Source organism: Streptomyces sp. NPDC101194 (genome assembly GCF_044767885.1).
Lineage (GTDB): Bacteria > Actinomycetota > Actinomycetes > Streptomycetales > Streptomycetaceae > Streptomyces.
Window position 1 is genome coordinate 201629 of the sequence record NZ_JBIWOS010000012.1, and the last position, 21428, is coordinate 223056.

The following is a 21428-nucleotide window of genomic DNA, read 5'->3' on the forward strand; positions in this document are numbered from 1 at the left end:
TCAGTCGTCCTTCGGGTCGTTCAGCGCGTCGAGCGAGCGGCGCAGGATGTCGATGACGAGATCCGCGCCGGCCCGCATCGGATTGACGCGCACGGTCCAGTCGGCCAGCTCGGGGGAGTCGTCCAGGGCGGAGCTGGACATCCGGTAGAACAGCGGCGCGATCTCGTAGCGGGAATTGGAGCCGACGGGGTAGGGCGCGGCCCCGAAGCGGGCGGCCACGGCGGGCAGTTCCCGCGCGACCGGCCGGTCGAGGCGGATCAGCAGGCAGCGGTCCTGGGCATTGGCGATCCGTACCTCGGCGACGCCGTCCACCTCGCCCGCGGCCAGCCGCTCGGCGACCTCGGCGCCCACCCGGGACTGCACGGACCACATGACCGGTACGTGCGTGAGGGCGCGCAGGGCGTCGAGCGCCTGCCAGCCCTGGACCTGACCACCGCCGGAGTAGTTGTCGCGGCGGATGTGTCCGACCAGGTCGCGGGCGCCGACCACGATGCCGACGCCTTCGGGGCCGTGCAGTTTGAAGAGGGAGAAGCAGGAGGCGTCGGCGCCGAGCTCCACGCCCGCGGCGGGGGTGCGCATGACGGCGTAGTTGTCGTCGACCAGGGTGCGGACCCCGGCGGCCCGGCAAGCGGCGAGGACCTCCGCCGGGTCGTACGAGTCGGCGAGCCGCTGGCGGGTGTGCTGGACGTAGGCCCACCGGAAGCGGCCGGACCCCAGGGCCTCGCGCAGCGCCCGCGCGTCGTTGAAGTCGACCTCGACGGTCGTCACGCCGATGCCGCGCAGGGTGACCTCGGTGGTGCGGTAGACGGGGGCCCGGTGGATGAGCAGCGGGTCGCCCGCGCGCACGGCGGCGTTGAGGGCGGCGCGGATCGCGCCGGTGCCCGCGCCCTGGACGAAGGCGGCGTCCTCGGCGCCGAAGAAGTCCGCGAGTACGGCCTCGACCCGGGCGGTGGTGCGGGGGCGGCCGAGGCCCGGGACGACCCCGGCGTCCGCGTCGAAGAGCTGGGGGCCCTCGAAGTGCGTGGCGGTGGCCTCCAGGAGGCGGAACTGTCTGGCGATCGCGTCGTCCAGCTCCACGGTCGCCAGCGGGAAGGTCTGCGGAAGTACGGGACTCATGCTCGGATCTCCTCCACGCGTGCGCCGGTCAGGAAGCGCAGCGGATTGCGACGGGTCATCAGGTCGATCAGTTCGTCGTCGACCCCGGCGGCACGGACCTCGGGCAGGAAGCTCCGGAAGAGATGTCCGTACCCTTGGCCGCCCTCGTCCAGGAGGTAGCCGTGGCGGGAGATGTCACAGCTCAGCAGTACCCGGTCGGCGTGCCCGGCCTCGATGAGGGCGAGCAGCAGCCGCAACCGGGTGCCGTCGCTCTGGTAGCCGTCCTTGCCGACGGTGTCGAACGCGACGTACGCCCCGCTCGCCGCCAGTTCCTCGTGGACGGCGGGATCGTCCAGCAGATCCTGATGACCGATGCTGACGCGGTGGGCCGGCAGGCCCTCGCCGGTCAGCAGCTCCAGCTGGGCGATTCCGCCGCGGCCGAGCTGGGCGTGGGTGGCGACGGAGAGGCCGGTGGCGAGGGCGGCCCGCGCACTGGCGCGCAGCACCTTGGCCTCGGGCGCCGTCGGGGTGTCGCCGTGGCTGCCGATCTCGCCGAGGACACCGGGGCGGATGCCGGTGGTGCCGATGCCGCCGGCGATCTCCCGGACCAGTGTGTCGGTGAGCTCCTCGACGCTGCTGCCGTCGATCTCCGGGGTGTGGAACGGCTCGTAGTACCAGCCGGTCGCGGCCACGACCGCGATCCGCGCTTCCCTGGCGATGCGGGCCAGGGCACGGACGTCGCGACCCATGCCGCGGCAGGTCAGCTCGACGACGAGACCGAGGCCGAACTCCTCGCGCAGCGAGGTGAGCTCGGCGGTGACCGCCGTGGTGTGACGGGCCGGGTCGAGGACGGCCGCGCCGTCGCCCCTGTGGTCCAGGTCGAGGACCAGGTGCTCATGGGCGAGGGCGGGGCCGGTCACGGAACCGGCCGGGAGGTCGCCGGTGACGGTGCGCAGGGTGGGCGGGGCGGGGTGGTTCATCGTGGGGGGTTCCTTCTTCGTGTACGCGGCCGGCCTCAGCCCTTGATCGGGGTGAACAGATCGAGCCAGTACAGGACGTTGAGGAGGATGCCGCCGACGATCACCGCGGCGGGGGCGGCGGCCATCTTCACGACCGGTCGGCCCATCGCCTCGTTCAGCAGGTAGAGCCCGCCGACGACGAGGATGCCGAGCCCGCCGCCCATGGCGTTGGCGGCCATCAGCGAGCCGAAGAGGATCGCGAGCTGCAGGGTGTCGCCGATCGCGCTGCGCAGGTGCTCCGAGGAGTCACGGACGCTGGGCAGCTTGCCGAGAAGCTTGCCGATGTACGAGAGGGCCAGGACCTCGGCGGCGAAGACGGCGGCACCGACGACCGCTGCCAGGAACGGGTTCGGCATCAGATAGCCGATGGGGTACACCAGGGTGAATCCCGCGATGCCGTACGCACCGGAGGCGAGCGCGGTCGTCGCGATCAGCGGGATGAAGCCGAAGACCCGATAGAAGTCGACCTGGGCGGCCTCGGAGTACTGGCCCTTGGCGATCAGGAAGCTGGTCGCCTCGCCGCCGCCGAATATGTGCATCTGAGCCAGCACACAGACTCCGGCGCCGAGCACCATGAACAGCGGGAGGTACTTGCGCAGGCGGGCCGCGCTGGCGCTGAAGAGCGAGGCCATCGGGTCGTCCTCCAGGACGACCTCGGTGACACCCGCGGCCCGGTCGGCCCTGCGCTGCTTCATGTCCTTGGCGACGGCCAGGGCGATCAGCATCAGCACGCCGACGGCCATGGCCAGCGCCCCGGCGAACATCTTCGGCCAGACCTTCATGGTCATGACCACCAGGGCGAGTTCCAGGACTCCGGCGATGCCGCCCCACTTGCGGCCGAACTGCTTGGTGATGGCGAGCACCGGGAACAGCGTGAAGAGGAAGAGGATCGGCGTCGACATCTGCTGCATGGCGGTGATGAAGTCGACGGGCAGGTCGTGCGCGACGTTGTTGGCGCCGTTCAGTCCGAAGACGACGACGGCGCCCCAGGCGCCGCCGAGGATCGGCGCGAGCCACTTCTTCGGCGCCAGCATGCCGAGGATGTCGGTGGGCAGGAAGACCAGCCACGGGTTGAGCACGCCGGTGGAGAGCGCCATCGGGGCGCCGAGTCCGAAGATGAACCCGGCGGAGAGGCCGAAGGAGACCGCCGTCGTCGCGCTGCGGGTGGTGCGCCCCTGGATGAAGTCCAGCAGGAACGGGCGTACGCCGTCGTTGAAGACGGCCAGAGCCATGTGCGAGATGTACGCGGTCAGCGCGCACAGGGCTATCACGGTCAGTTGCTGCGCCAGCGTGAAATCAAGGCTGGTGCCGGCGGCGAGTGTGGTGCTCACGAGTCACTCCTTCGTGCCCGGGACGGGGGAGGGGCGGCCGGATCAGCCGCGGGCGGCGATGGCGCGCGCCATGAGTGGGGCGATGGCGTCGATCTGGTCCATCGAGAAGCCGAAGACCTTCTTGCCGTCGGCGATCAGGGCGGTGATCTCCTCCTCGGTGGGCACGCTGCGGCCGAAGGTGTGGCAGGCGGCGCTGCCCATGAGGCCGACGAGGACGCCGAGGGAGGCGCCGGCACCCGTGTGGCAGGTGCCGAGGTAGTAGTCGGCCTGTCCGACGCGGAGCTTCATCGCGGCGTCCATGTCGCTGGAGGTGACGACGTCGAGGGAGTCGATGCCGAGCTTGCCGATGGCCTGGGTGACCTCGACCTTGCCGACTCCACCGGTGAGGATCTTCGTCATTTCTGTCTCTTCTCTCTGTGCGTCTGTTTCCGCGCGCCGGGACGTGTCCGTTCCACGTGCCGGGGCCGGTCAGGAAGTGGGGGCCGCCGGTGACTGCTGGGCCAGTACGGCGAGGTGCATGCCGAGGAAGTTGACCTCCGAGTCGGGGAGCGCGGCGCCGAGCTCCCGCTCCGCCCGCGCGGACACGGCGCGGGCGCGTTCGACCGCGTCGGGGTGTCCGGCCAGTTCGGCGGCGACCTGGTCGTCGGTGAGGAACTGCTCGATCGGTTCGCCGTCGAGGAGCCGGGTGAGCGCCATCATCAGATGGCTGGTCAGCATGCCCGCGGTCGCTTCGGTGACGGTGCGGCCGTCGGCTTCGAGGGCGGTCAGCTCGGCGGTGACGAAGTCGGCCACTTCGGGCCGGACCTGGCCGCCTTCGCGGAAGAGCTGGATCCGCAGTGCGAGCTGGTCGTCCATGATGATCCTCCTAAAATCGACAATAACCAGGATTCTGTATTTTGAGATCGACGGCCGTTCGGGACGAGCGAGACGTCCGTCACCCGCCGGTCAGTACGAGGGCATGCGCTCGCCCCGCAGCACTTCGCTCTGCAGTCGGGTCACCAGGGACAGGTCGAGCGCGTCCCGGACCGCGGCGAGCGCCTTCGTCCCCTCGGTCCGTCCGATGACGGCCGCGCTGGAGTTGCGCAGCGACAGCTCGCGGGTGACCTCGTCGCCGAGCGGGAGCACGTCGACGCCGGGCCCGATCCGGTCCTGCGCCTCGTCCAGGTTCCAGACGGTGGCGTCGACCTCGTCGCGGGCGAAGAGATCGCGCAGCTGCATGTACGAGGCCTCCAGCCACTCGATGTCGTCCCGGTCGGCGAAGACCCGCTCCACGAGCATCCGCAGATCCTCGGACGCGTGGTCGACGGCCACGCGCAGTCCGGGGGAGTCCAGGTCGACGCCGTGCCGCACCAGCATCCCGTGCGCGCCGACGTAGGTGGCGGGGCCGAGATCTGCGACGAGTTCCACCGGGTGCTCGGCGATCAGCTGGTCGGCCGCGAAGCGGGACAGGATGACGAGGTCGACCTTGCCCTCCAGCAGTGCGGCCGTACGGGCTCCGGCGCCCCGCATGAACGTGATCGCGAAGGGGGCGCCCGCCTCCTCGAAGGCGCTGCGCAGTCCGGTCGCCAGCCCTTCGTACCTGCGCGAGTACGGGAGTGGCATCGCGGCGAGCAGTGTGCCGAGTCCGGACAGCCGCCAGAGGACGGAGCGGTCGGACCGGACGAGGAAGGTGCCGAGATGGCCGCGGGCCGTCGTCTCGATCGCGCCGGAATCCTCCAGCAGCTGCAAGGCCGCCTGAACGGTCCCGTTGCCGCAACCCAGCTCCTCGGCGAAGTCGCGCACGCGGGGCAGGCGGGTGTCCGGCTCATGGTTGAGCAGCAGGACGGCGAGCTGCCGGGCGGCGAGGCCGTTTCGAGTGAGGAAGCGATCATCGAAATCGTTCACGAATCAAACAGTAAACAGGATTCTGGATATTGACAAGGAATTCACCCGGGCGACCTTGTTTCCCCCTGGGGGCCCACTGAGGAGGCCCACAGGGGGCTTGGCGTCGTTTTCTCATCTAATGTCACGATTGATGGCTGTCGGAAGAGGAGCACGCGTGACCAACCCCGTACCTCCCCGTGATCGAACCGACCAGCCGTGGCGCTCCGAGGGTGCCCCACCACCCCCGCCGACGGGCCGGAAGATGCCCGGGGGCTGGGGCGGGCTGCTGCTGACCGCGCTCGCCGTGTATCTGATCGCCAATCTGGTGCTGTCCTTCTTCAACGGGGCGGAGGAGCGGACGATCGCGTACACGGAGTTCAGCAAGCAGGTCACCTCGGGCAATGTCTCCAAGATCTACGCCAAGGGCGACGCCATCCAGGGGCAGCTCAAGAAGGAGGCGAAGGTTCCGGGAAGCGACAGGACGTACACCAAGTTCGTCACCCAGCGGCCCGCCTTCGCTGACGACAACCTCTGGGCCGAGCTGGTCAAGGACGATGTCACCGTCACCGCCGAGCCGGTCGTCCAGCAGCGCAGCTTCCTGGCCAATCTGCTGATCTCGCTGGCCCCCATGCTGCTGCTCGTCCTGCTCTGGGTGTTCATCGCCCGGCGGATGGCGAGGGGCATGGGGGGCGGGATGGGCGGTTTCGGGCGCAAGGCGCCGCCCAAGCCCGTGGAACTGGAGGGTGCCAAGCGCACCACTTTCCAGGACGTGGCCGGGATCGACGAGGTCGAGGGCGAACTCGACGATGTCGTGGACTTCCTGAAGAACCCGCAGGCCTATCGGAAGATGGGCGCCCGGATGCCCGGCGGAGTCCTCCTCGCGGGACCTCCCGGCACCGGCAAGACCCTGCTCGCGCGGGCCGTCGCCGGTGAGGCCGGAGTGCCGTTCTTCTCGGCCTCGGCCTCCGAGTTCATCGAGATGATCGTCGGCGTCGGTGCGAGCCGGGTACGGGAACTCTTCGCGGAGGCGCGCAAGGTCGCCCCCGCCATCATCTTCATCGACGAGATCGACACCATCGGCCGGGCCCGCGGCGGCGGCTCCGGCATGGGCGGTCACGACGAACGCGAGCAGACGCTCAACCAGATCCTCACCGAGATGGACGGTTTCTCCGGTTCGGAGGGCGTCGTCGTCCTTGCCGCCACCAACCGCGCCGACGTCCTCGACCCCGCCCTCACCCGGCCCGGCCGCTTCGACCGGATCGTCCAGGTCAGCCCGCCGGACAGGAGCGGCCGGGAGGCCATCCTGGAGATCCACACCCGGCAGATCCCGCTCGCCGAGGACGTGAACCTGGCCCAGGTGGCCGGCACGACCCCCGGAATGACCGGCGCCGATCTCGCCAACCTGGCCAATGAGGCCGCGCTGCTCGCCGTCAAGCGCCGGCAGTCCGAGGTGAGCCAGTCCGACCTCTCGGACGCCCTGGAGAAGGTCCAGCTCGGGGCGGAACGCTCGCTGGTCATGTCGGACGAGGAGCGCCACAGGACCGCCTACCACGAGAGCGGGCACGCCCTGCTCGGCATGGTCCAGCCGGGGGCCGATCCGGTCCGCAAGGTCACCATCGTCCCGCGCGGCCGGGCCCTGGGCGTCACCCTCTCGACGCCGGACGCCGACAAGTACGCCTACACCGAGGACTACCTGCGCGGGCGCATCATCGGCGCGCTCGGCGGGATGGCCGCCGAGCAGGTGGTCTTCGACGTGATCACCACCGGTGCGGAGAGCGACCTGGAGCAGGTCACCAACCTGGCCCGCGGCATGGTCGGCCGCTGGGGCATGAGCCACAAGGTGGGCAGGCTGACCGCCATCCCGGGCGATGCCCAGCAGGCGTACGGCCTGTCGGCCGCCCCCGCGACGCTCGACGCGGTGGACGACGAGATGCGGCGGATCGTCGACGAGTGCTACGAGGCGGCATGTCGGCTCCTGCGCGAGAACCGGGACCGGCTGGACTCGCTGGCCGCGGCCCTGCTGGAGCACGAGACGCTGGACGAGGCCGCGGCCTACCGGGCGGCCGGTATCACCCGTTCGGCCAAGTAGCGGCCGCCCTGCCCCGTGCGCGCACGGGGCTCACCCGCCGCACCGCCGGATCACGATCACGTGGTGCACACGAGATAGCGGAAGACGTTCGGCATCCAGATCGTGCCGTCCCGGCGCCGGTGCGGATGCAGGGCCTTTGCGACCTCCTTCTCCACCTGGGCCCGGTCCGTCGCCCGTACCGCCGCGTCGAAGAGCCGCGTCGACAGCAGCCCCCGCACCGCGCTGTCCAGGTCCGCGTACCCGAACGGGCACGCCACACGTCCGGAACCGTCCGGTTTCAGACCGGCCCGGAACGCCACTTCCTCCAGGTCGTCCCGGCGCGCCACGCGCCAGCCGTCCGTGCGGGGCGTCGGCGCCCCGTCGGAGAGCCGGTCCGCCACCCGCAGCACCGGCGCCGTCGCACACCGCTCCGGTGGACCCCACCCGGTCAGCACCACCGTGCTGCCGCGGGCGGCCAGCGGAACGGCGGACCGCAGCGCGCACACCAGCCCTTCCGCGTCCCCGGACGAGCAGCCGATCGGGGTGAACGAGGTGAGCAGGTTGTACGGCGTTCCGTCGGCCGGGGCGGCCTCGGACGGATCACCGGCGAGCAACCGGGGATGCCCGGCCCCGTTCCCCGGGTCGGGCAGCAGACGGGCCCGCGCGAGTGCCAGTCGGTCGGGGTCGGTGTCGACCCCTGTGACGAGGGCCCCGCGGCCGGCCGCCATCAGCAGCGCGAGACCGGAGCCGCAGCCGAGGGAGAGCAGCCGGGTGCCGGTTCCCACTTCGAGCCGCTCGTACACCGCTTCGTACAGCGGTGCGAGCATCCGCTCCTGGATCTCGGCCCAGTCCCGGGCACGGATGTCGGGGTCCACCGGGGTGGCCGTGTCCGCGTGGCTGTGGTGCCGGACGAGCGTAGGTGTCATGGAAGCGCCCCAATCCGCCGAGAGGTCGGTCGTGTCCGATCGGTCGTGCCCCGAGTGGATGCCCCCCTCTGTGTGTGCGCCCGTGCCCCCCGTACGTCAGAGAACTGCGCATCGGCCCCCGCGTCCAGGGGTCCGACGACACCGGCCGGGTGCTCGGCCGGTGCACCCGGGGGGACGGACCGCGGCAGCGGGGCCCGTCGCCCCGGGTGGTGTGCGGTGTCGCCGTACGATGCGCGCCATGGCAAAGGCACCCGTTCTCACGCCCCAGGCCGAGGACTTTCCCCGCTGGTACCAGGATCTGATCAACAAGGCCGAACTCGCGGACAACGGTCCGGTGCGCGGCACCATGGTCATCCGGCCGTACGGATACGGCCTGTGGGAGCGGATGCAGCAGGAGATGGATGCCCGGATCAAAAAGGCGGGCGCCCGGAACGCCTACTTCCCGCTCTTCATCCCCCAGTCTTACCTGACACGCGAAGCCGAGCACGTCGAGGGCTTCGCGCCGGAGCTCGCGATCGTGACCCACGGAGGCGGAAAAGAGCTCGAAGAGCCCGTGGTGGTGCGGCCGACGTCCGAAACGATCATCAACGAGTATTTCTCGAAATGGGTGCGGAGCTACCGGGATCTGCCGCTACTGATCAACCAGTGGGCGAACGTGGTGCGCTGGGAGATGCGGCCTCGGGTCTTTCTCCGCACGACGGAATTCCTCTGGCAGGAGGGCCACACCGCCCATGCCACCTACGAGGAGGCCCGGGAGTACGCCGCGTACATCCATCGGGACGTCTACGCGGACTTCATGGTCAATGTCCTGGGCATCGATGTGGTCCTGGGCCGCAAGACCCCGGCCGAGCGGTTCGCCGGCGCCGTCAACACCCTGACGCTCGAAGGCATGATGCGGGACGGAAAAGCCCTGCAGATGGGCACGAGCCACGAGCTCGGCACCAATTTCGCCAAGGCCTTCCACACCGGCTACCTGTCCAGGGAGGGCAGGCGGGAGCTCGTCTGGCAGACCTCATGGGGCTCGTCGACCCGCATGGTCGGCGGTCTGATCATGGCGCACGGCGACGACCACGGCCTCCGGGTGCCGCCGCGGCTCGCCCCCGTCCAGGCGGTCGTCCTCGCGGTCAAGGGGGACGAGGCGGTGCTGGCCGCGGCCCGTTCCGTCGGGGAGCGGCTGGGCGCCGCGGGGATCAGGACCGAGGTCGACGACCGCACCGACACCCCGTTCGGCCGCCGCGCGGTCGACTGGGAGCTGAAGGGCGTGCCGGTACGGATCGAGATCGGTCCGCGCGATCTGGAGCACGGCACCGCGACCCTGGCCAGGCGCGTTCCCGGCGGGAAGGAGCCGGTGGCGATCGAGGCCGTGCCCGCGCTCCTTCCGGCGATCCTGGAGGAGGACCAGGCGGCGCTGCTGCGCGAGTCCCGCGACCGGCGCGAGTCGTCCACCGTCGAGGCCGCCTCCGTCGAGGAGGCCGCGGAGGCGGCGGCAGCGGGCGGCTGGGCACGTATCGCCTGGTCGGCCCTCGGCCCGGCGGGGGAGGCCCGGCTCGCGGAACGGGGGGTCTCGGTGCGGTGCCTGGTCGCGCAGGACGGGTCGGTGCCGGATTCGGACGACGCCCCCGGTAATGTCGCGCTGGTGGCCCGCGCCTACTGACGCCCCGCCCGTCCACCGGGCCGGCTCGGTACCCCGGCATACGCCGGTCGACTACGCGTCCGGGCGTACAGGGCGCTACGTACCGGCTTGGTGCGAGCTGTGAGACTTCTCCGCAGATCTGCGCACCCGCCCTCGTCAGGACGCATCAACGGCAACTGACTGGTACGTGCAAATTATTTGGGATGGCCCGGAATCGGAACACCGGGGCACTCGCGCTCGTTGTCACGACGTGAGCACGACACCACCTGTACTTGCCGCAGAGCTGGCGCAGGCGTGGGCCGACATTCAGCGGTACCACCCCGAGCTGCCGGATCTAGCCGCGCCCGAGTCCCTGATCGGAGAGTCCTCGTCCGCCTGTGGCGCCGAACTCTCCTTCGAGCGACTGCTGCATGAGGCAGTCCATGGCATCGCCGCCGCGAGAGGTGTCCGCGACACCTCACGGGCAGGCCGTTACCACAACCGCCGATTCCTCGCGATCGCCGAGGAGTTGGGCCTCGACCACGCCGAGGAGCCCCACCCCAGCAGTGGCTTCTCCCTGGTCACGCTCAACCCCGAGGCCAAGCGCAGGTACCGGCCGACGATCGAGCGGCTGCAGCGTGCCCTCAAGGCGCACACGGTCGCCACCGCCGCCGACACCAAGCGTTCCTTCCGCGGGCCGGCCGCCCGGCACGGTTCCTCCGGCGGAGGCGTTCGCGTCAAGGCCGTCTGCGACTGCGGACGCAATGTGCGGGTCGTCCCGTCGGTCCTGGCGCAGGCGCCGATCGTCTGCGGTGGCTGCGGAAAGCCGTTCCGCATCCCGGAAGCCGCGGTCGCGGTGGGGTGACCCGATGCGGTGTGGCACAATGTCTAGCTGTACTCGACAGTCGCACAGGACCCCTCTCTCCTCCGGCTGACGCGTCCATCGGGCACCCGAGTACCGCAACCCCACGTGGCATCTTCGTTGTGCCCAACCACGTCATAGACCAGGAGACACCACTCCCGTGGCAGTCAAGATCAAGCTGAAGCGTCTGGGCAAGATCCGTTCGCCTCACTACCGCATCGTCGTCGCCGACTCCCGTACCCGCCGTGACGGCCGGGCCATCGAGGAGATCGGCCTGTACCACCCGGTGCAGAACCCCTCGCGCATCGAGGTCAACTCGGAGCGTGCGCAGTACTGGCTGTCCGTCGGCGCCCAGCCGACCGAGCCGGTTCTCGCGATCCTGAAGCTCACCGGTGACTGGCAGGCCCACAAGGGTCTCCCGGCCCCCGCGCCGCTGCTGCAGCCGGAGCCCAAGGCGGACAAGCGCGCCCTGTTCGAGGCCCTGGCCAAGGACGGCGGCGAGGAGTCCAAGGGCGAGGCCATCACGCAGAAGGCGAAGAAGTCCGACAAGAAGGCGGGCGAGGCTGCTGACGCGGCTGCGGCCGCCGAGTCGACCGAGGCCTGAGCATGCTCGAGGAGGCTCTCGAGCACCTCGTGAAGGGCATCGTCGACAACCCCGACGACGTGCAGGTCGCCTCGCGCAACCTGCGCCGTGGTCGCGTGCTTGAGGTCCGGGTCCACCCCGACGACCTCGGCAAGGTGATCGGCCGCAACGGCCGCACCGCGCGCGCACTGCGTACCGTCGTGGGCGCCATCGGCGGCCGTGGTATCCGTGTCGACCTCGTCGATGTGGACCAGGTTCGCTGACAGAGTTGAACACCGGCACGGGCCGGGGAGGGCCAAGCGCCCGCCCCGGCCCGTCGTCGTATGACAGGAGAGACACAAGGTGCAGTTGGTAGTCGCGCGGATCGGCCGTGCCCATGGCATCAAGGGCGAGGTCACCGTCGAGGTGCGTACGGACGAGCCGGAGCTGCGGCTCGCGCCCGGGGCCGTACTCGCCACCGAACCGGCCGGTGCCGGACCGCTCACGATCGAGACCGGCCGGGTGCACAGCGGACGGCTGCTGCTCCGGTTCGAGGGCGTACGCGACCGTACGGCTGCCGAGGCCCTGCGCAACACACTTCTGATCGCCGAGGTCGACCCGGCGGAACTCCCCGAGGATCCCGAGGAGTTCTACGACCATCAGCTCATGGACCTCGACGTGGTCCTGACCGACGGCACCGCGGTCGGCCGGATCACCGAGATCACACATCTGCCGTCCCAGGACCTCTTCATCGTGGAGCGGCCGGACGGCAGCGAGGTGATGATCCCGTTCGTCGAGGAGATCGTCACCGAGATCGATCTGGCGGAGCAGCGCGCGGTGATCGTCCCGCCGCCCGGTCTGATCGACGAGAGCCAGGCCGTGATCGCCTCCTCGCGCGACGAAGAGGGCGACGGGGACGGGACGCCCGAGTCCGGGAAGGACGCCTGATGCGCCTCGACGTCGTCACGATCTTCCCGGAGTACCTGGAACCGCTGAACATCTCGCTCGTCGGCAAGGCCCGCGCGCGCGGCCGTCTCGATGTCCACGTCCACGATCTGCGGGACTGGACGTACGACCGGCACAACACGGTCGACGACACCCCCTACGGCGGCGGCCCCGGCATGGTCATGAAGACCGAGCCGTGGGGCGAGGCGCTGGACGACGCCCTGGCGGGCGGGTACGAGGCCGGGGCGCACTCCCCGGTGCTCGTGGTCCCCACGCCCAGCGGCCGTCCGTTCACCCAGGAACTCGCCGTCGAGCTCTCCGAACGGCCGTGGCTGGTCTTCACTCCGGCCCGCTACGAGGGCATCGACCGCCGGGTGATGGACGAGTACGCGACCCGGATGCCGGTCGTCGAGGTGTCCATCGGTGACTACGTGCTGGCCGGCGGGGAAGCCGCGGTGCTGGTGATCACCGAAGCGGTGGCCCGGCTGCTTCCCGGCGTGCTCGGCAACGCCGAGTCGCACCGGGACGACTCCTTCGCCCCCGGCGAGATGGCCGATCTCCTGGAGGGGCCCGTCTACACCAAGCCGCCCGAGTGGCGCGGCCGGGGCATCCCGGACGTCCTGCTCAGTGGTCACCACGGGAAGATCGCGCGCTGGCGGCGGGACGAGGCGTTCCGCCGTACGGCACTCCACCGGCCCGATCTCATCGAACGCTGCGAGGCGAGCGGCTTCGACAAGAAGGACCGCGAGATCCTCTCCATCCTCGGCTGGTCACCGGAGCCCGGGGGCCGATTTTGGCGCAGGCCCGAGGCCGTGGAAGAATAGGCCGCTGCTGTACGTCCGACGTGCGCCCCTGCCACAGGGGGAAGCGACCGCCGTGTTCTCCATGTGCATGGGGAACGGTCCCGACGCCCGTCCGGCGCGATTAGCAACTCCAGCTCCTCACTACCTCCCGTCGATGACCTGTGGCATCGGCGAAGAAAGCAGACAACATGGCTTCCCTGCTCGACGACGTCAACGCCGCATCGCTGCGTACGGACGTCCCGGCGTTCCGCCCCGGTGACACCGTCAACGTCCACGTGCGAGTGATCGAGGGCAACCGCTCCCGTATCCAGCAGTTCAAGGGCGTGGTCATCCGCCGCCAGGGCTCCGGCGTCAGCGAGACCTTCACGGTCCGCAAGGTCTCCTTCAGCGTCGGCGTGGAGCGCACCTTCCCGGTGCACAGCCCGATCTTCGAGAAGATCGAGCTCGTCACCCGCGGTGACGTCCGTCGCGCCAAGCTGTACTACCTCCGTGAGCTGCGCGGCAAGGCCGCGAAGATCAAGGAGAAGCGCGACAACTGAGCTAGCTCCCAGGTCCACAGGACGGCCGGATAAGCTCTGGCCCCGATGGACACGGAAGCCAAGCCCTCGGAGCGCGACCGCTCCTCCGCACCCGCGACAGGGTCGGAGGAGGGGTCGCGCTTCTCGCGTATCCCGGACCGGATGGCCGCTTCGCTGTCGTGGCGGCGGACCGCCGCGCTCGGCGCGGTCTGCGCGGTCTTCGTACTGCTGCTCAGCGCCTTCGTGGTGCAGCCCTTCCTGATTCCCAGCGGCTCGATGGAGTCCACGCTGCGGGTGGGGGACAGGGTGATGGTGAACAAGTTGGCGTACCGTTTCGGCTCCGTGCCGCAGCGCGGCGACGTGGTGGTCTTCGACGGCACCGACTCCTTCGTGCAGGAGGCGCCGCAGGAGAATCCCGTCACCGGCCTGCTGCACGGCGTGGCGGCGTCCCTCGGCCTGGTGAGTCCCGCCGAGACCGACTACGTGAAGCGGGTGGTGGGTGTGGGCGGCGACCGGGTGGTCTGCTGCGACAGGCGCGGGAGGATCGAGGTGAACGGCCGTCCCGTCGACGAGGACTACCTGTATCCGGGAGACGCGCCGTCCCGGGTGCGCTTCGACATCGTCGTCCCCGACGGCAGGCTGTGGATGATGGGCGACCACCGCAGCAATTCCCGCGACTCGCGCGACCACCTGGGAGAGCCGGGGGGCGGCATGGTTCCGGTGGGCCGGGTGATCGGCCGGGTGGATTGGATCGGCTGGCCGCTGGGCCGGCTGGGCTCGCTGCCGGACACTGCAGCCTTCACCGGGGTACGGGCGCCGGGCGGGGCCCATGGGTAGCCGCGGGCGGCGGGACGGCGGGTCCGACCCGGAGATACCGCTGCCGGAGGGCACCGGACGGACGGCCGCGCGCTCACTGCCGACCAGGGCGGAGCGGCGCAGACTGGCACGCAAGGTCAGGCGGCGGCGGCGCGGCTCGGCCGTGCGGGAGATCCCGCTGCTCATCACCGTGGCGCTGCTGATCGCGCTCGTGCTCAAGACCTTCCTGGTGCAGGCCTTCGTGATCCCGTCGGGATCGATGGAACAGACCATCCGGATCGGCGACCGGGTGCTCGTGGACAAGCTGACGCCCTGGTTCGGGTCCAGGCCCGAGCGCGGCGACGTCGTCGTCTTCAAGGACCCGGGGAACTGGCTGAACCAGGAGAACGTCGGCAAGAAGGACTCGCCCGTCGTCGTCAAGCAGGTGAAGGAAGCGCTGACGTTCATCGGGCTGCTGCCCTCCGACGACGAGCAGGATCTGATCAAGCGGGTGGTCGCGGTCGGCGGCGACACGGTGAAGTGCTGTGACAAGGACGGCCGGATCACCGTCAACGGCGTGCCGCTCGACGAGCCGTATCTGCACCCCGGCAATCCGCCCTCCCTCATCAAATTCGAGGTAAAGGTTCCGGCCGGACGGATCTTCGTGATGGGCGACCACCGGTCCAATTCGGCCGATTCGCGGTATCACCTGGAGGAGCCCGAGCACGGCACGGTTTCCGAGGACGAGGTCGTGGGACGGGCCGTGGTCATCGCCTGGCCCTTCGGCCACTGGCGAAAACTGGAGGAACCGGCGACATTCGACTCGGTCCCTGACGCGCGCGCCGGGACGGCTGCTGGGTCGGGCCCGTCGAATAGTGTGTCGTCCAAGGATCCCAACGGAATGATCCCTCTCCCGACCCCTGCGGAACTCCCGCTCGTTATGGGAGTGGTGGGCCTGCACCGGCTAGGGCGCGGGCGGTGGCACGGAGTAAGGAGTGGATGTGGGGGATTTGGCGGTCGGCGCGCGATCCGGACACGAGGAACCCGAGGACCGGCCGGGCAATGCGGAGAATGTCGAGTCCGCCGGGGCTGCGGCGGACGGTGCGGGGAGTGACGGCGACTCCTCGGGCGGCGGTGATTCGGCTCTGAAGAAGCCGCGCTCCTTCTGGAAGGAGCTGCCTCTGCTCATCGGTATCGCGCTGGTTCTCGCGCTGCTGATCAAGACGTTTCTGGTGCAGGCCTTCTCGATCCCCTCGGACTCGATGCAGAACACCCTGCAGCGGGGTGACCGGGTGCTGGTCGACAAGCTGACGCCGTGGTTCGGCGCGGAGCCCAAGCGCGGCGAGGTCGTGGTCTTCCACGACCCGGGCGGCTGGCTGGAGAGCACCCAGACCAGCAACCCGAATGTGGTGCAGAAGTTCCTCAGCTTCATCGGACTGATGCCGTCCGCCGAGGAGAAGGACCTGATCAAGCGGGTCATCGCGGTCGGCGGCGACACGGTGGAGTGCAAGAAGGACGGCCCGGTCGTGGTCAACGGCAAGGCACTGGACGACAAGTCGTTCATCTTCCCGGGGAACACGCCCTGCAATGACGAGCCGTTCGGGCCGATCAACGTGCCCGAGGGGCGCATCTGGGTGATGGGCGACCACCGCCAGAACTCCCTCGACTCCCGCTACCACCAGGGGCTGCCGGGCGGCGGCACGGTCTCCAACAAGGAGGTCGTCGGCCGGGCCATCGTCGTGGCGTGGCCGATCAACCGCTGGGCGACTCTGCCGGTCCCGAAGACCTTCGACCAGCCGGGGATCAACGCGGCGATGGGCCTGGCCCCCGGCGCACTCGGTGTAGCCGGTGCGGTGCCCCTCGTGATGTGGCGTCGCAAGAGGCTGACCAGCGGACGTACCGCCGGGTAGGGTGCCGACTCGGATCAGCGAATGTCGATCTCCGAGGTGGGGGACGCTGGGATGAGTGGAACAGGACGTACAGGTGACGGCCACGGCCGGCTCGGCAGCAGGCTGTCGGGGCTGGCCGTGGCCGTCGGCTGTGTGCTCTTCCTCGGCGGCTTCGGCTGGGCGGCCGTGGTGTACAAGCCGTACACCGTGCCGACCGAGTCGATGACACCGACGGTGCACGCCGGCGACCGGGTGCTCGCGGAGCGGATCGACGGCAGCGAGGTGCGCCGCGGCGACGTGGTGGTCTTCACCGATCCGACGTGGGGCGCCGTGCCGATGGTGAAGCGGGTCGTGGGGATCGGCGGCGACACGATCGCCTGCTGCGACAAGGGTCGGCTCGAGGTCAACGGCAAACCCATTGAAGAACCGTATCTGCACACGAAGAACCTCGCCTCGGTGAACGACTTCACGGCGGATGTGCCCAAGGGGCAGCTCTTCCTGCTCGGGGACGAACGCAGCGCTTCGCTGGACTCGCGGGTCCATCTGGACGACCCGGGACAGGGGTCCGTGCCGCGCAGCGCGGTGCAGGCCAGGGTGGACGCCATCGCCTGGCCGCCGAACGGCATGGTCGGGCGACCGCAGGCCTTCGCCTCCCTCCCCGGCGGGGTGTCGTCGCCCGGACCGCTGCGGCTGCAGCTCGGTGCCGTGGCGGTGGGTGCGGTGCTCATCCTCGGCGGAGCGGCGTACGGTCCGCTCAAGGCATGGTCCGTGCGGTCGGCACGGAGGAGGAGCGAACGGGTGACCGCCGATGCGCACTGAGAAGCGGAAGGTCGCCCGTGTGGTGCTGCTGGACCCCGACGACCGCATTCTCCTGATGCACGGGTTCGAACCGGAGGACCCCGCAAGCACCTGGTGGTTCACCCCCGGTGGCGGTCTGGAGGGCGACGAGACCCGGGAACAGGCCGCGCTGCGCGAACTCGCCGAGGAAACGGGGATCACCGACGTCGAGCTGGGCCCGCTGCTCTGGCAACGGATGTGCTCGTTCCCGTTCGACGGCCGCCGCTGGGACCAGGACGAGTGGTACTACCTGGCACGTACGACGCAGACCGCCACCGACACACGCGGGCTGACCAGGCTGGAGCAGCGCAGCGTCACGGGTCTGAGGTGGTGGACCTCCGCCGAACTGTCGGCAGCGCGTGAGACGGTGTACCCGACCAGGCTCGCCGAGCTGCTGCGCACGCTGCTCGCCGAGGGGCCTCCGCGTACGCCAATGGTTCTGGCCCCCGAATTCGCCTAAGCGCCCGGGGATGCCCGGGTCTGGCGCACAATGGGGGCACGCACGGCTGAAGGGGAACATGCCAATGAGCGCCGAGGACCTCGAAAAGTACGAGACCGAGATGGAGCTGAAGCTCTACCGGGAGTACCGAGACGTCGTCGGTCTGTTCAAATACGTGATCGAGACCGAACGGCGCTTCTACCTCACCAACGACTACGAGATGCAGGTGCACTCGGTTCAGGGCGAGGTGTTCTTCGAAGTGTCCATGGCGGACGCCTGGGTCTGGGACATGTACCGGCCCGCACGCTTCGTCAAGCAGGTACGGGTGTTGACGTTCAAGGACGTCAACATCGAGGAGCTCAACAAGAGCGATCTCGAACTTCCGGGCGGCTGAGCCCCGTATTCCGGAGGGTGATTCCCACTTCCGGGTGGCTGGGTTGTCCACAATTGCGGACTTGTCCACCAAGATCCACCGGCTGGGGCCGAACACGTCAGAGTCGGTCCCGGAGGTGGTGCCGATATGAACGCACGGGGGGCACTCGGGCGGTACGGCGAGGATCTGGCGGCGCGGCTGCTGATCGGTGCGGGCCTGTCCGTACTGGAACGGAACTGGCGCTGCCGCGCCGGTGAGATCGACATCGTCGCGATGGACGGCGACACACTCGTGGTCTGCGAGGTGAAGACCCGAAGCGCGGGTGCCTTCGAGCATCCGATGGAGGCCGTCACACCGGTCAAGGCGGAGCGGCTGCGCAGGCTGGCCGGGATCTGGCTCCACCGGAACGGCGGTCCGCCGCCCGGCGGGGTGCGGATCGATCTGGTGGGCGTGCTGCTGCCCAGACGAGGAGCACCCGTCGCCGAGCATGCGCGCGGGGTGGCCTGATGGGGTTCGCGCGGGCGTGTTCGGTGGCGCTCGTCGGCGTCGAGGGCGTGGTGGTGGAGGTCCAGGCGGACCTGGAGGCGGGGGTGGCCGCGTTCACCCTGGTGGGGCTGCCGGACAAGAGTCTGGTGGAGAGCCGGGACCGGGTCAGGGCCGCGGTCGTGAACTCCGGGGCCGAGTGGCCGCAGAAGAAGCTCACGGTGGGGCTGTCGCCCGCCTCCGTGCCGAAGGGCGGCTCCGGTTTCGATCTGGCGGTCGCCTGCGCGGTGCTGGGTGCCGCCGAGCGGATCGATCCGGCGGCCATCGCCGATGTGGTGATGATCGGTGAGCTGGGGCTCGACGGCCGGGTGCGGCCGGTGCGCGGCGTGCTGCCCGCCGTGCTCGCCGCGGCGGAGGCCGGGTACCGCCAGGTGGTCGTGGCCGAGCAGACCGCGGAGGAGGCGGCGCTGGTGCCCGGGGTCTCGGTGCTCGGGGTGCGGAGCCTGCGGCAACTGATCGCGGTCCTCTGCGACGAGCCGGTGCCGGACGAGCGGATGTCCTGCGACGAGGGGCGGCCCGACGCCATGCTGGCCGGGCTGATGGTGCCCGGTGCGGGTATGGGCACCGGACTCGCCCGGGGGGCCGGACCCGGTGACGGCAGCACGCCGGACCTGGCGGACGTGGCGGGGCAGGAGCGACCGCGCAAGGCGCTGGAGGTCGCCGCGGCGGGCGGTCACCACCTGCTGCTCTCCGGACCGCCGGGCGCCGGCAAGACCATGCTGGCCGAGCGGTTGCCGGCGATCCTGCCGACGCTGACCAGGAAGGAGTCGCTGGAGGTCACCGCGGTGCACTCGGTGGCGGGCATTCTGCCGCCCGGGGAACCGCTGATCACCCGGGCGCCGTACTGCGCACCGCACCACTCGGCGACGATGCAGTCCCTGGTCGGCGGTGGCAACGGCCTGCCGCGGCCCGGTGCGGTCTCCCTGGCGCACCGGGGGATTCTCTTTCTGGACGAGGCGCCGGAATTCTCCGTGCGGGCGCTCGACGCGCTGCGCCAGCCGCTGGAGTCGGGGCACGTGGTGGTGGCCCGCAGCGCCGGGGTGGTGCGGCTGCCCGCCAGGTTCCTGATGGTCCTCGCCGCCAATCCCTGCCCGTGCGGACGGCACACCCTCAGTGGCGCCGGTTGCGATTGCCCGCCCTCGGCGGTCAGGCGCTACCAGGCGAGGCTCTCCGGGCCGTTGCTCGACCGGGTGGACATCCGGGTGGGCGTCGACCCGGTCGGGCGTCGTGACCTGATGGGGCAGGGCGGCAGGGGAGAGTCGACGGCCACGGTGGCGGCCCGGGTCCGGGAGGCCAGGGCGCGCGCCGCGGACCGGCTGGCCGGCACCGCGTGGACGACCAACAGCGAGGTGCCCGGCCATGAGTTGCGCACCAGGCTGGCCGCGGCACCGGGCGCGCTCATGGAGGCCGAGCGGGACATGGAGCGGGGCCTGCTCACCGCGCGCGGCCTGGACCGGGTGCTCAGGGTGGCGTGGACGGTCGCCGATCTACGGGGCGCCCACCGTCCGGAGGCCACCGACATCGCGGTGGCACTGGAATTGCGGACCGGGATTCCACGGGGCGCGGCGACGAAGGCCGGGGCGTCATGACGCCCCGGGCCAGCAGCGGCCGGGAGCAGGAGCCGGGAGACCTTCCGGGGCGGCGCCCGGAGCATGGCCCTGTGCCGGGGCCCCCGAGCCGGCCGGGAGCGGCGGTGAGCGATCGGGAACGGGTGGCACGGGCCGCACTGACCCGCGTCATGGAACCGGGGGACGAACGGGGCGGACGCTGGCTGCGCGAGTGCGGCGCCGTCGAACTGATACGGCAGATCACCACCAGGGACGGGACCGCGGAGCAACTGAGCCGGATGACGGCGAAACGTCTCGACGGATACCGGTTGCGGGCCGAGAACGTCGATCCCGAACGGGACCTGGCGGCGATCGCCGCGCTCGGCGGTCGGTTCGTCTGTCCCGGCGAGTTGGAGTGGCCCAGCCAGCTCGACGACCTGGGGGACGGCAGGCCGATCGGCCTCTGGGTACGGGGGCCGCGCGATCTGCGGCTCTGGGCGCTGCGTTCGGTCGCCGTGGTCGGCGCCCGCGCCTGCACGCCGTACGGCTCCCACATGGCGGCGAGTCTCGGATCAGGGCTCGCCGAGCTGGGGTGGGTCGTCGTGTCGGGGGCGGCGTTCGGCGTGGACGGGGCCGCGCATCGTGGGGCGCTCGCGGTCGGTGGGGCGACGATGGCGGTCCTGGCCTGCGGGGTGGACGTCGCCTATCCGCGGGGACACGCCGAACTGATCGGGCGGATGGCGGAACAGGGGCTCGTCATCGGTGAATTGCCACCATCCGATCATCCGACTCGCAGCAGATTCGTTCTTCGGAACAGAGTCATCGCCGCGTTGACGCGCGGGACGGTCGTGGTCGAGGCCCAGTACCGCAGCGGTTCTCTGGTCACCGCACGCTGCGCGCAGCGGCTCGGACGGTTCACCATGGGGGTGCCGGGCCCTGCCACCAGCGGACTGTCGGCAGGGGTCCATGAGCTCCTCCGGGGGGAGGGCGTCCTGGTGACGGATGCCGCCGAAGTCGCCGAGCTGGTGGGGGACATCGGTGAGTTGGCTCCGCCCAGACACGGCCCCGTCCACCCCAGGGACCTGCTGGACGCGGTCTCCGCCAGGGTCCTCGACGCGCTGCCGTCCCGCGGCACCGTCGGCGGGCGGGACGTGGCCCGCGCCGCGGGTACCGGCGCCGACGAAGCGCTCGGCAGACTGTACGAACTGCACTCACTGGGGTTCGTCGAACGCGATGGCGACGGATGGCGGTTGACGCCGCGACCGACATGCAATGGCGACGCGCGGCGAGGCGGTACTTGACCTGGAGCATTCGGGTGAAAAGGTGATGCCGATGACCTCGGCGGATCCTTCAACGACGCCTCCGGGGCCGACGCGCGAGGCGGCGGTCCCGGACCCCAGT

At 70.3% G+C, this 21428-nt stretch carries 24 protein-coding genes; 17 read left to right on the forward strand and 7 right to left on the reverse strand.

Features of this window, described 5'->3' with window-relative positions:
- The 6 genes from ACIRP2_RS33895 to yhfZ all read right to left on the reverse strand — a co-directional run bounded on the left by ACIRP2_RS33895 (position 1) and on the right by yhfZ (position 5329).
- Positions 1–1116, reverse strand: coding sequence for an aminotransferase class V-fold PLP-dependent enzyme (locus ACIRP2_RS33895; protein ID WP_404257100.1), 1116 nt, complete (start codon positions 1114–1116; stop codon positions 1–3).
- On the reverse strand, positions 1113–2075 hold the full coding sequence (locus tag ACIRP2_RS33900) for a phosphotriesterase (RefSeq protein WP_404257102.1): 963 nt from the start codon (positions 2073–2075) through the stop codon (positions 1113–1115). The genes ACIRP2_RS33895 and ACIRP2_RS33900 overlap by 4 nt, the downstream gene beginning before the upstream one ends.
- 35 nt (positions 2076–2110) lie before the next feature.
- Positions 2111–3445, reverse strand: a complete 1335-nt coding sequence (locus tag ACIRP2_RS33905) for a YhfT family protein (RefSeq protein WP_404257104.1) — start codon at positions 3443–3445, stop codon at positions 2111–2113.
- A gap of 42 nt (positions 3446–3487) precedes the next feature.
- Positions 3488–3844 carry a DUF2620 domain-containing protein gene (locus ACIRP2_RS33910; RefSeq protein ID WP_361452592.1) on the reverse strand — a complete coding sequence of 119 codons (357 nt, stop codon included), beginning with the start codon at positions 3842–3844 and terminating at the stop codon, positions 3488–3490.
- Between the two features lie 69 nt (positions 3845–3913).
- The gene (locus ACIRP2_RS33915) at positions 3914–4300 is read right to left on the reverse strand and encodes a PRD domain-containing protein (protein ID WP_391742861.1); all 387 of its coding nucleotides are present in this window, start codon (positions 4298–4300) and stop codon (positions 3914–3916) included.
- A 90-nt stretch (positions 4301–4390) separates the two neighbouring features.
- Positions 4391–5329 carry a GntR family transcriptional regulator YhfZ gene (gene yhfZ / locus ACIRP2_RS33920; RefSeq protein ID WP_404257107.1) on the reverse strand — a complete coding sequence of 313 codons (939 nt, stop codon included), beginning with the start codon at positions 5327–5329 and terminating at the stop codon, positions 4391–4393.
- 154 nt (positions 5330–5483) lie between these two features.
- On the opposite strand from yhfZ, the gene ftsH reads away from it, so the two are divergent.
- Complete coding sequence (gene ftsH, locus ACIRP2_RS33925; protein WP_404257109.1) at positions 5484–7397, forward strand: ATP-dependent zinc metalloprotease FtsH; 1914 nt, start codon at positions 5484–5486, stop codon at positions 7395–7397.
- A gap of 56 nt (positions 7398–7453) precedes the next feature.
- On the opposite strand, the gene ACIRP2_RS33930 is transcribed toward ftsH, so the two are convergent.
- Entirely contained in the window at positions 7454–8302 is an 849-nt protein-coding gene (locus ACIRP2_RS33930; protein ID WP_404257111.1) for an SAM-dependent methyltransferase, read from the reverse strand.
- Positions 8303–8540: 238 nt separating this feature from the next.
- On the opposite strand from ACIRP2_RS33930, the gene proS reads away from it, so the two are divergent.
- From proS to dprA, 16 genes are all read left to right on the forward strand, one after another.
- Positions 8541–9956 (forward strand): proline--tRNA ligase, encoded by a 1416-nt coding sequence (gene proS / locus ACIRP2_RS33935; RefSeq protein ID WP_404257113.1) that lies wholly within the window; start codon positions 8541–8543, stop codon positions 9954–9956.
- A gap of 229 nt (positions 9957–10185) precedes the next feature.
- A complete protein-coding gene (locus ACIRP2_RS33940) occupies positions 10186–10779 on the forward strand; it encodes a hypothetical protein (protein ID WP_030928573.1) in 594 nt (197 codons plus the stop codon).
- A gap of 157 nt (positions 10780–10936) precedes the next feature.
- Positions 10937–11380, forward strand: a complete 444-nt coding sequence (rpsP, locus tag ACIRP2_RS33945; protein WP_404257115.1) for a 30S ribosomal protein S16 — start codon at positions 10937–10939, stop codon at positions 11378–11380.
- 2 nt (positions 11381–11382) lie between these two features.
- Positions 11383–11622, forward strand: a complete 240-nt coding sequence (locus tag ACIRP2_RS33950; RefSeq protein ID WP_005311361.1) for an RNA-binding protein — start codon at positions 11383–11385, stop codon at positions 11620–11622.
- A 79-nt stretch (positions 11623–11701) separates the two neighbouring features.
- On the forward strand, positions 11702–12286 hold the full coding sequence (gene rimM, locus ACIRP2_RS33955) for a ribosome maturation factor RimM (protein ID WP_404257117.1): 585 nt from the start codon (positions 11702–11704) through the stop codon (positions 12284–12286).
- Positions 12286–13107, forward strand: a complete 822-nt coding sequence (trmD, locus tag ACIRP2_RS33960) for a tRNA (guanosine(37)-N1)-methyltransferase TrmD (RefSeq protein WP_404257119.1) — start codon at positions 12286–12288, stop codon at positions 13105–13107. Before rimM ends, trmD begins: the two co-directional genes overlap by 1 nt.
- A 167-nt stretch (positions 13108–13274) precedes the next feature.
- Positions 13275–13625, forward strand: a complete 351-nt coding sequence (rplS, locus tag ACIRP2_RS33965) for a 50S ribosomal protein L19 (RefSeq protein WP_351083108.1) — start codon at positions 13275–13277, stop codon at positions 13623–13625.
- Positions 13626–13670: 45 nt separating this feature from the next.
- Positions 13671–14441, forward strand: a complete 771-nt coding sequence (lepB, locus tag ACIRP2_RS33970) for a signal peptidase I (RefSeq protein WP_404257122.1) — start codon at positions 13671–13673, stop codon at positions 14439–14441.
- Entirely contained in the window at positions 14434–15513 is a 1080-nt protein-coding gene (gene lepB, locus ACIRP2_RS33975) for a signal peptidase I (protein WP_404257124.1), read from the forward strand. Before lepB (ACIRP2_RS33970) ends, lepB (ACIRP2_RS33975) begins: the two co-directional genes overlap by 8 nt.
- Positions 15410–16309, forward strand: a complete 900-nt coding sequence (lepB, locus tag ACIRP2_RS33980; protein ID WP_404257232.1) for a signal peptidase I — start codon at positions 15410–15412, stop codon at positions 16307–16309. Before lepB (ACIRP2_RS33975) ends, lepB (ACIRP2_RS33980) begins: the two co-directional genes overlap by 104 nt.
- A 51-nt stretch (positions 16310–16360) precedes the next feature.
- Positions 16361–17107 carry a signal peptidase I gene (lepB, locus tag ACIRP2_RS33985; RefSeq protein ID WP_404257126.1) on the forward strand — a complete coding sequence of 249 codons (747 nt, stop codon included), beginning with the start codon at positions 16361–16363 and terminating at the stop codon, positions 17105–17107.
- Complete coding sequence (locus tag ACIRP2_RS33990) at positions 17097–17585, forward strand: NUDIX hydrolase (RefSeq protein ID WP_404257128.1); 489 nt, start codon at positions 17097–17099, stop codon at positions 17583–17585. Before lepB (ACIRP2_RS33985) ends, ACIRP2_RS33990 begins: the two co-directional genes overlap by 11 nt.
- Positions 17586–17649: 64 nt before the next feature.
- A complete protein-coding gene (locus ACIRP2_RS33995) occupies positions 17650–17958 on the forward strand; it encodes a DUF2469 domain-containing protein (RefSeq protein ID WP_003965949.1) in 309 nt (102 codons plus the stop codon).
- A 126-nt stretch (positions 17959–18084) separates the two neighbouring features.
- Entirely contained in the window at positions 18085–18444 is a 360-nt protein-coding gene (locus ACIRP2_RS34000) for a YraN family protein (RefSeq protein WP_404257130.1), read from the forward strand.
- On the forward strand, positions 18444–20069 hold the full coding sequence (locus tag ACIRP2_RS34005; RefSeq protein WP_404257132.1) for a YifB family Mg chelatase-like AAA ATPase: 1626 nt from the start codon (positions 18444–18446) through the stop codon (positions 20067–20069). Before ACIRP2_RS34000 ends, ACIRP2_RS34005 begins: the two co-directional genes overlap by 1 nt.
- A 149-nt stretch (positions 20070–20218) precedes the next feature.
- The gene (dprA, locus tag ACIRP2_RS34010; protein ID WP_404257234.1) at positions 20219–21328 is read left to right on the forward strand and encodes a DNA-processing protein DprA; all 1110 of its coding nucleotides are present in this window, start codon (positions 20219–20221) and stop codon (positions 21326–21328) included.
- Positions 21329–21428: the final 100 nt, after the last annotated feature.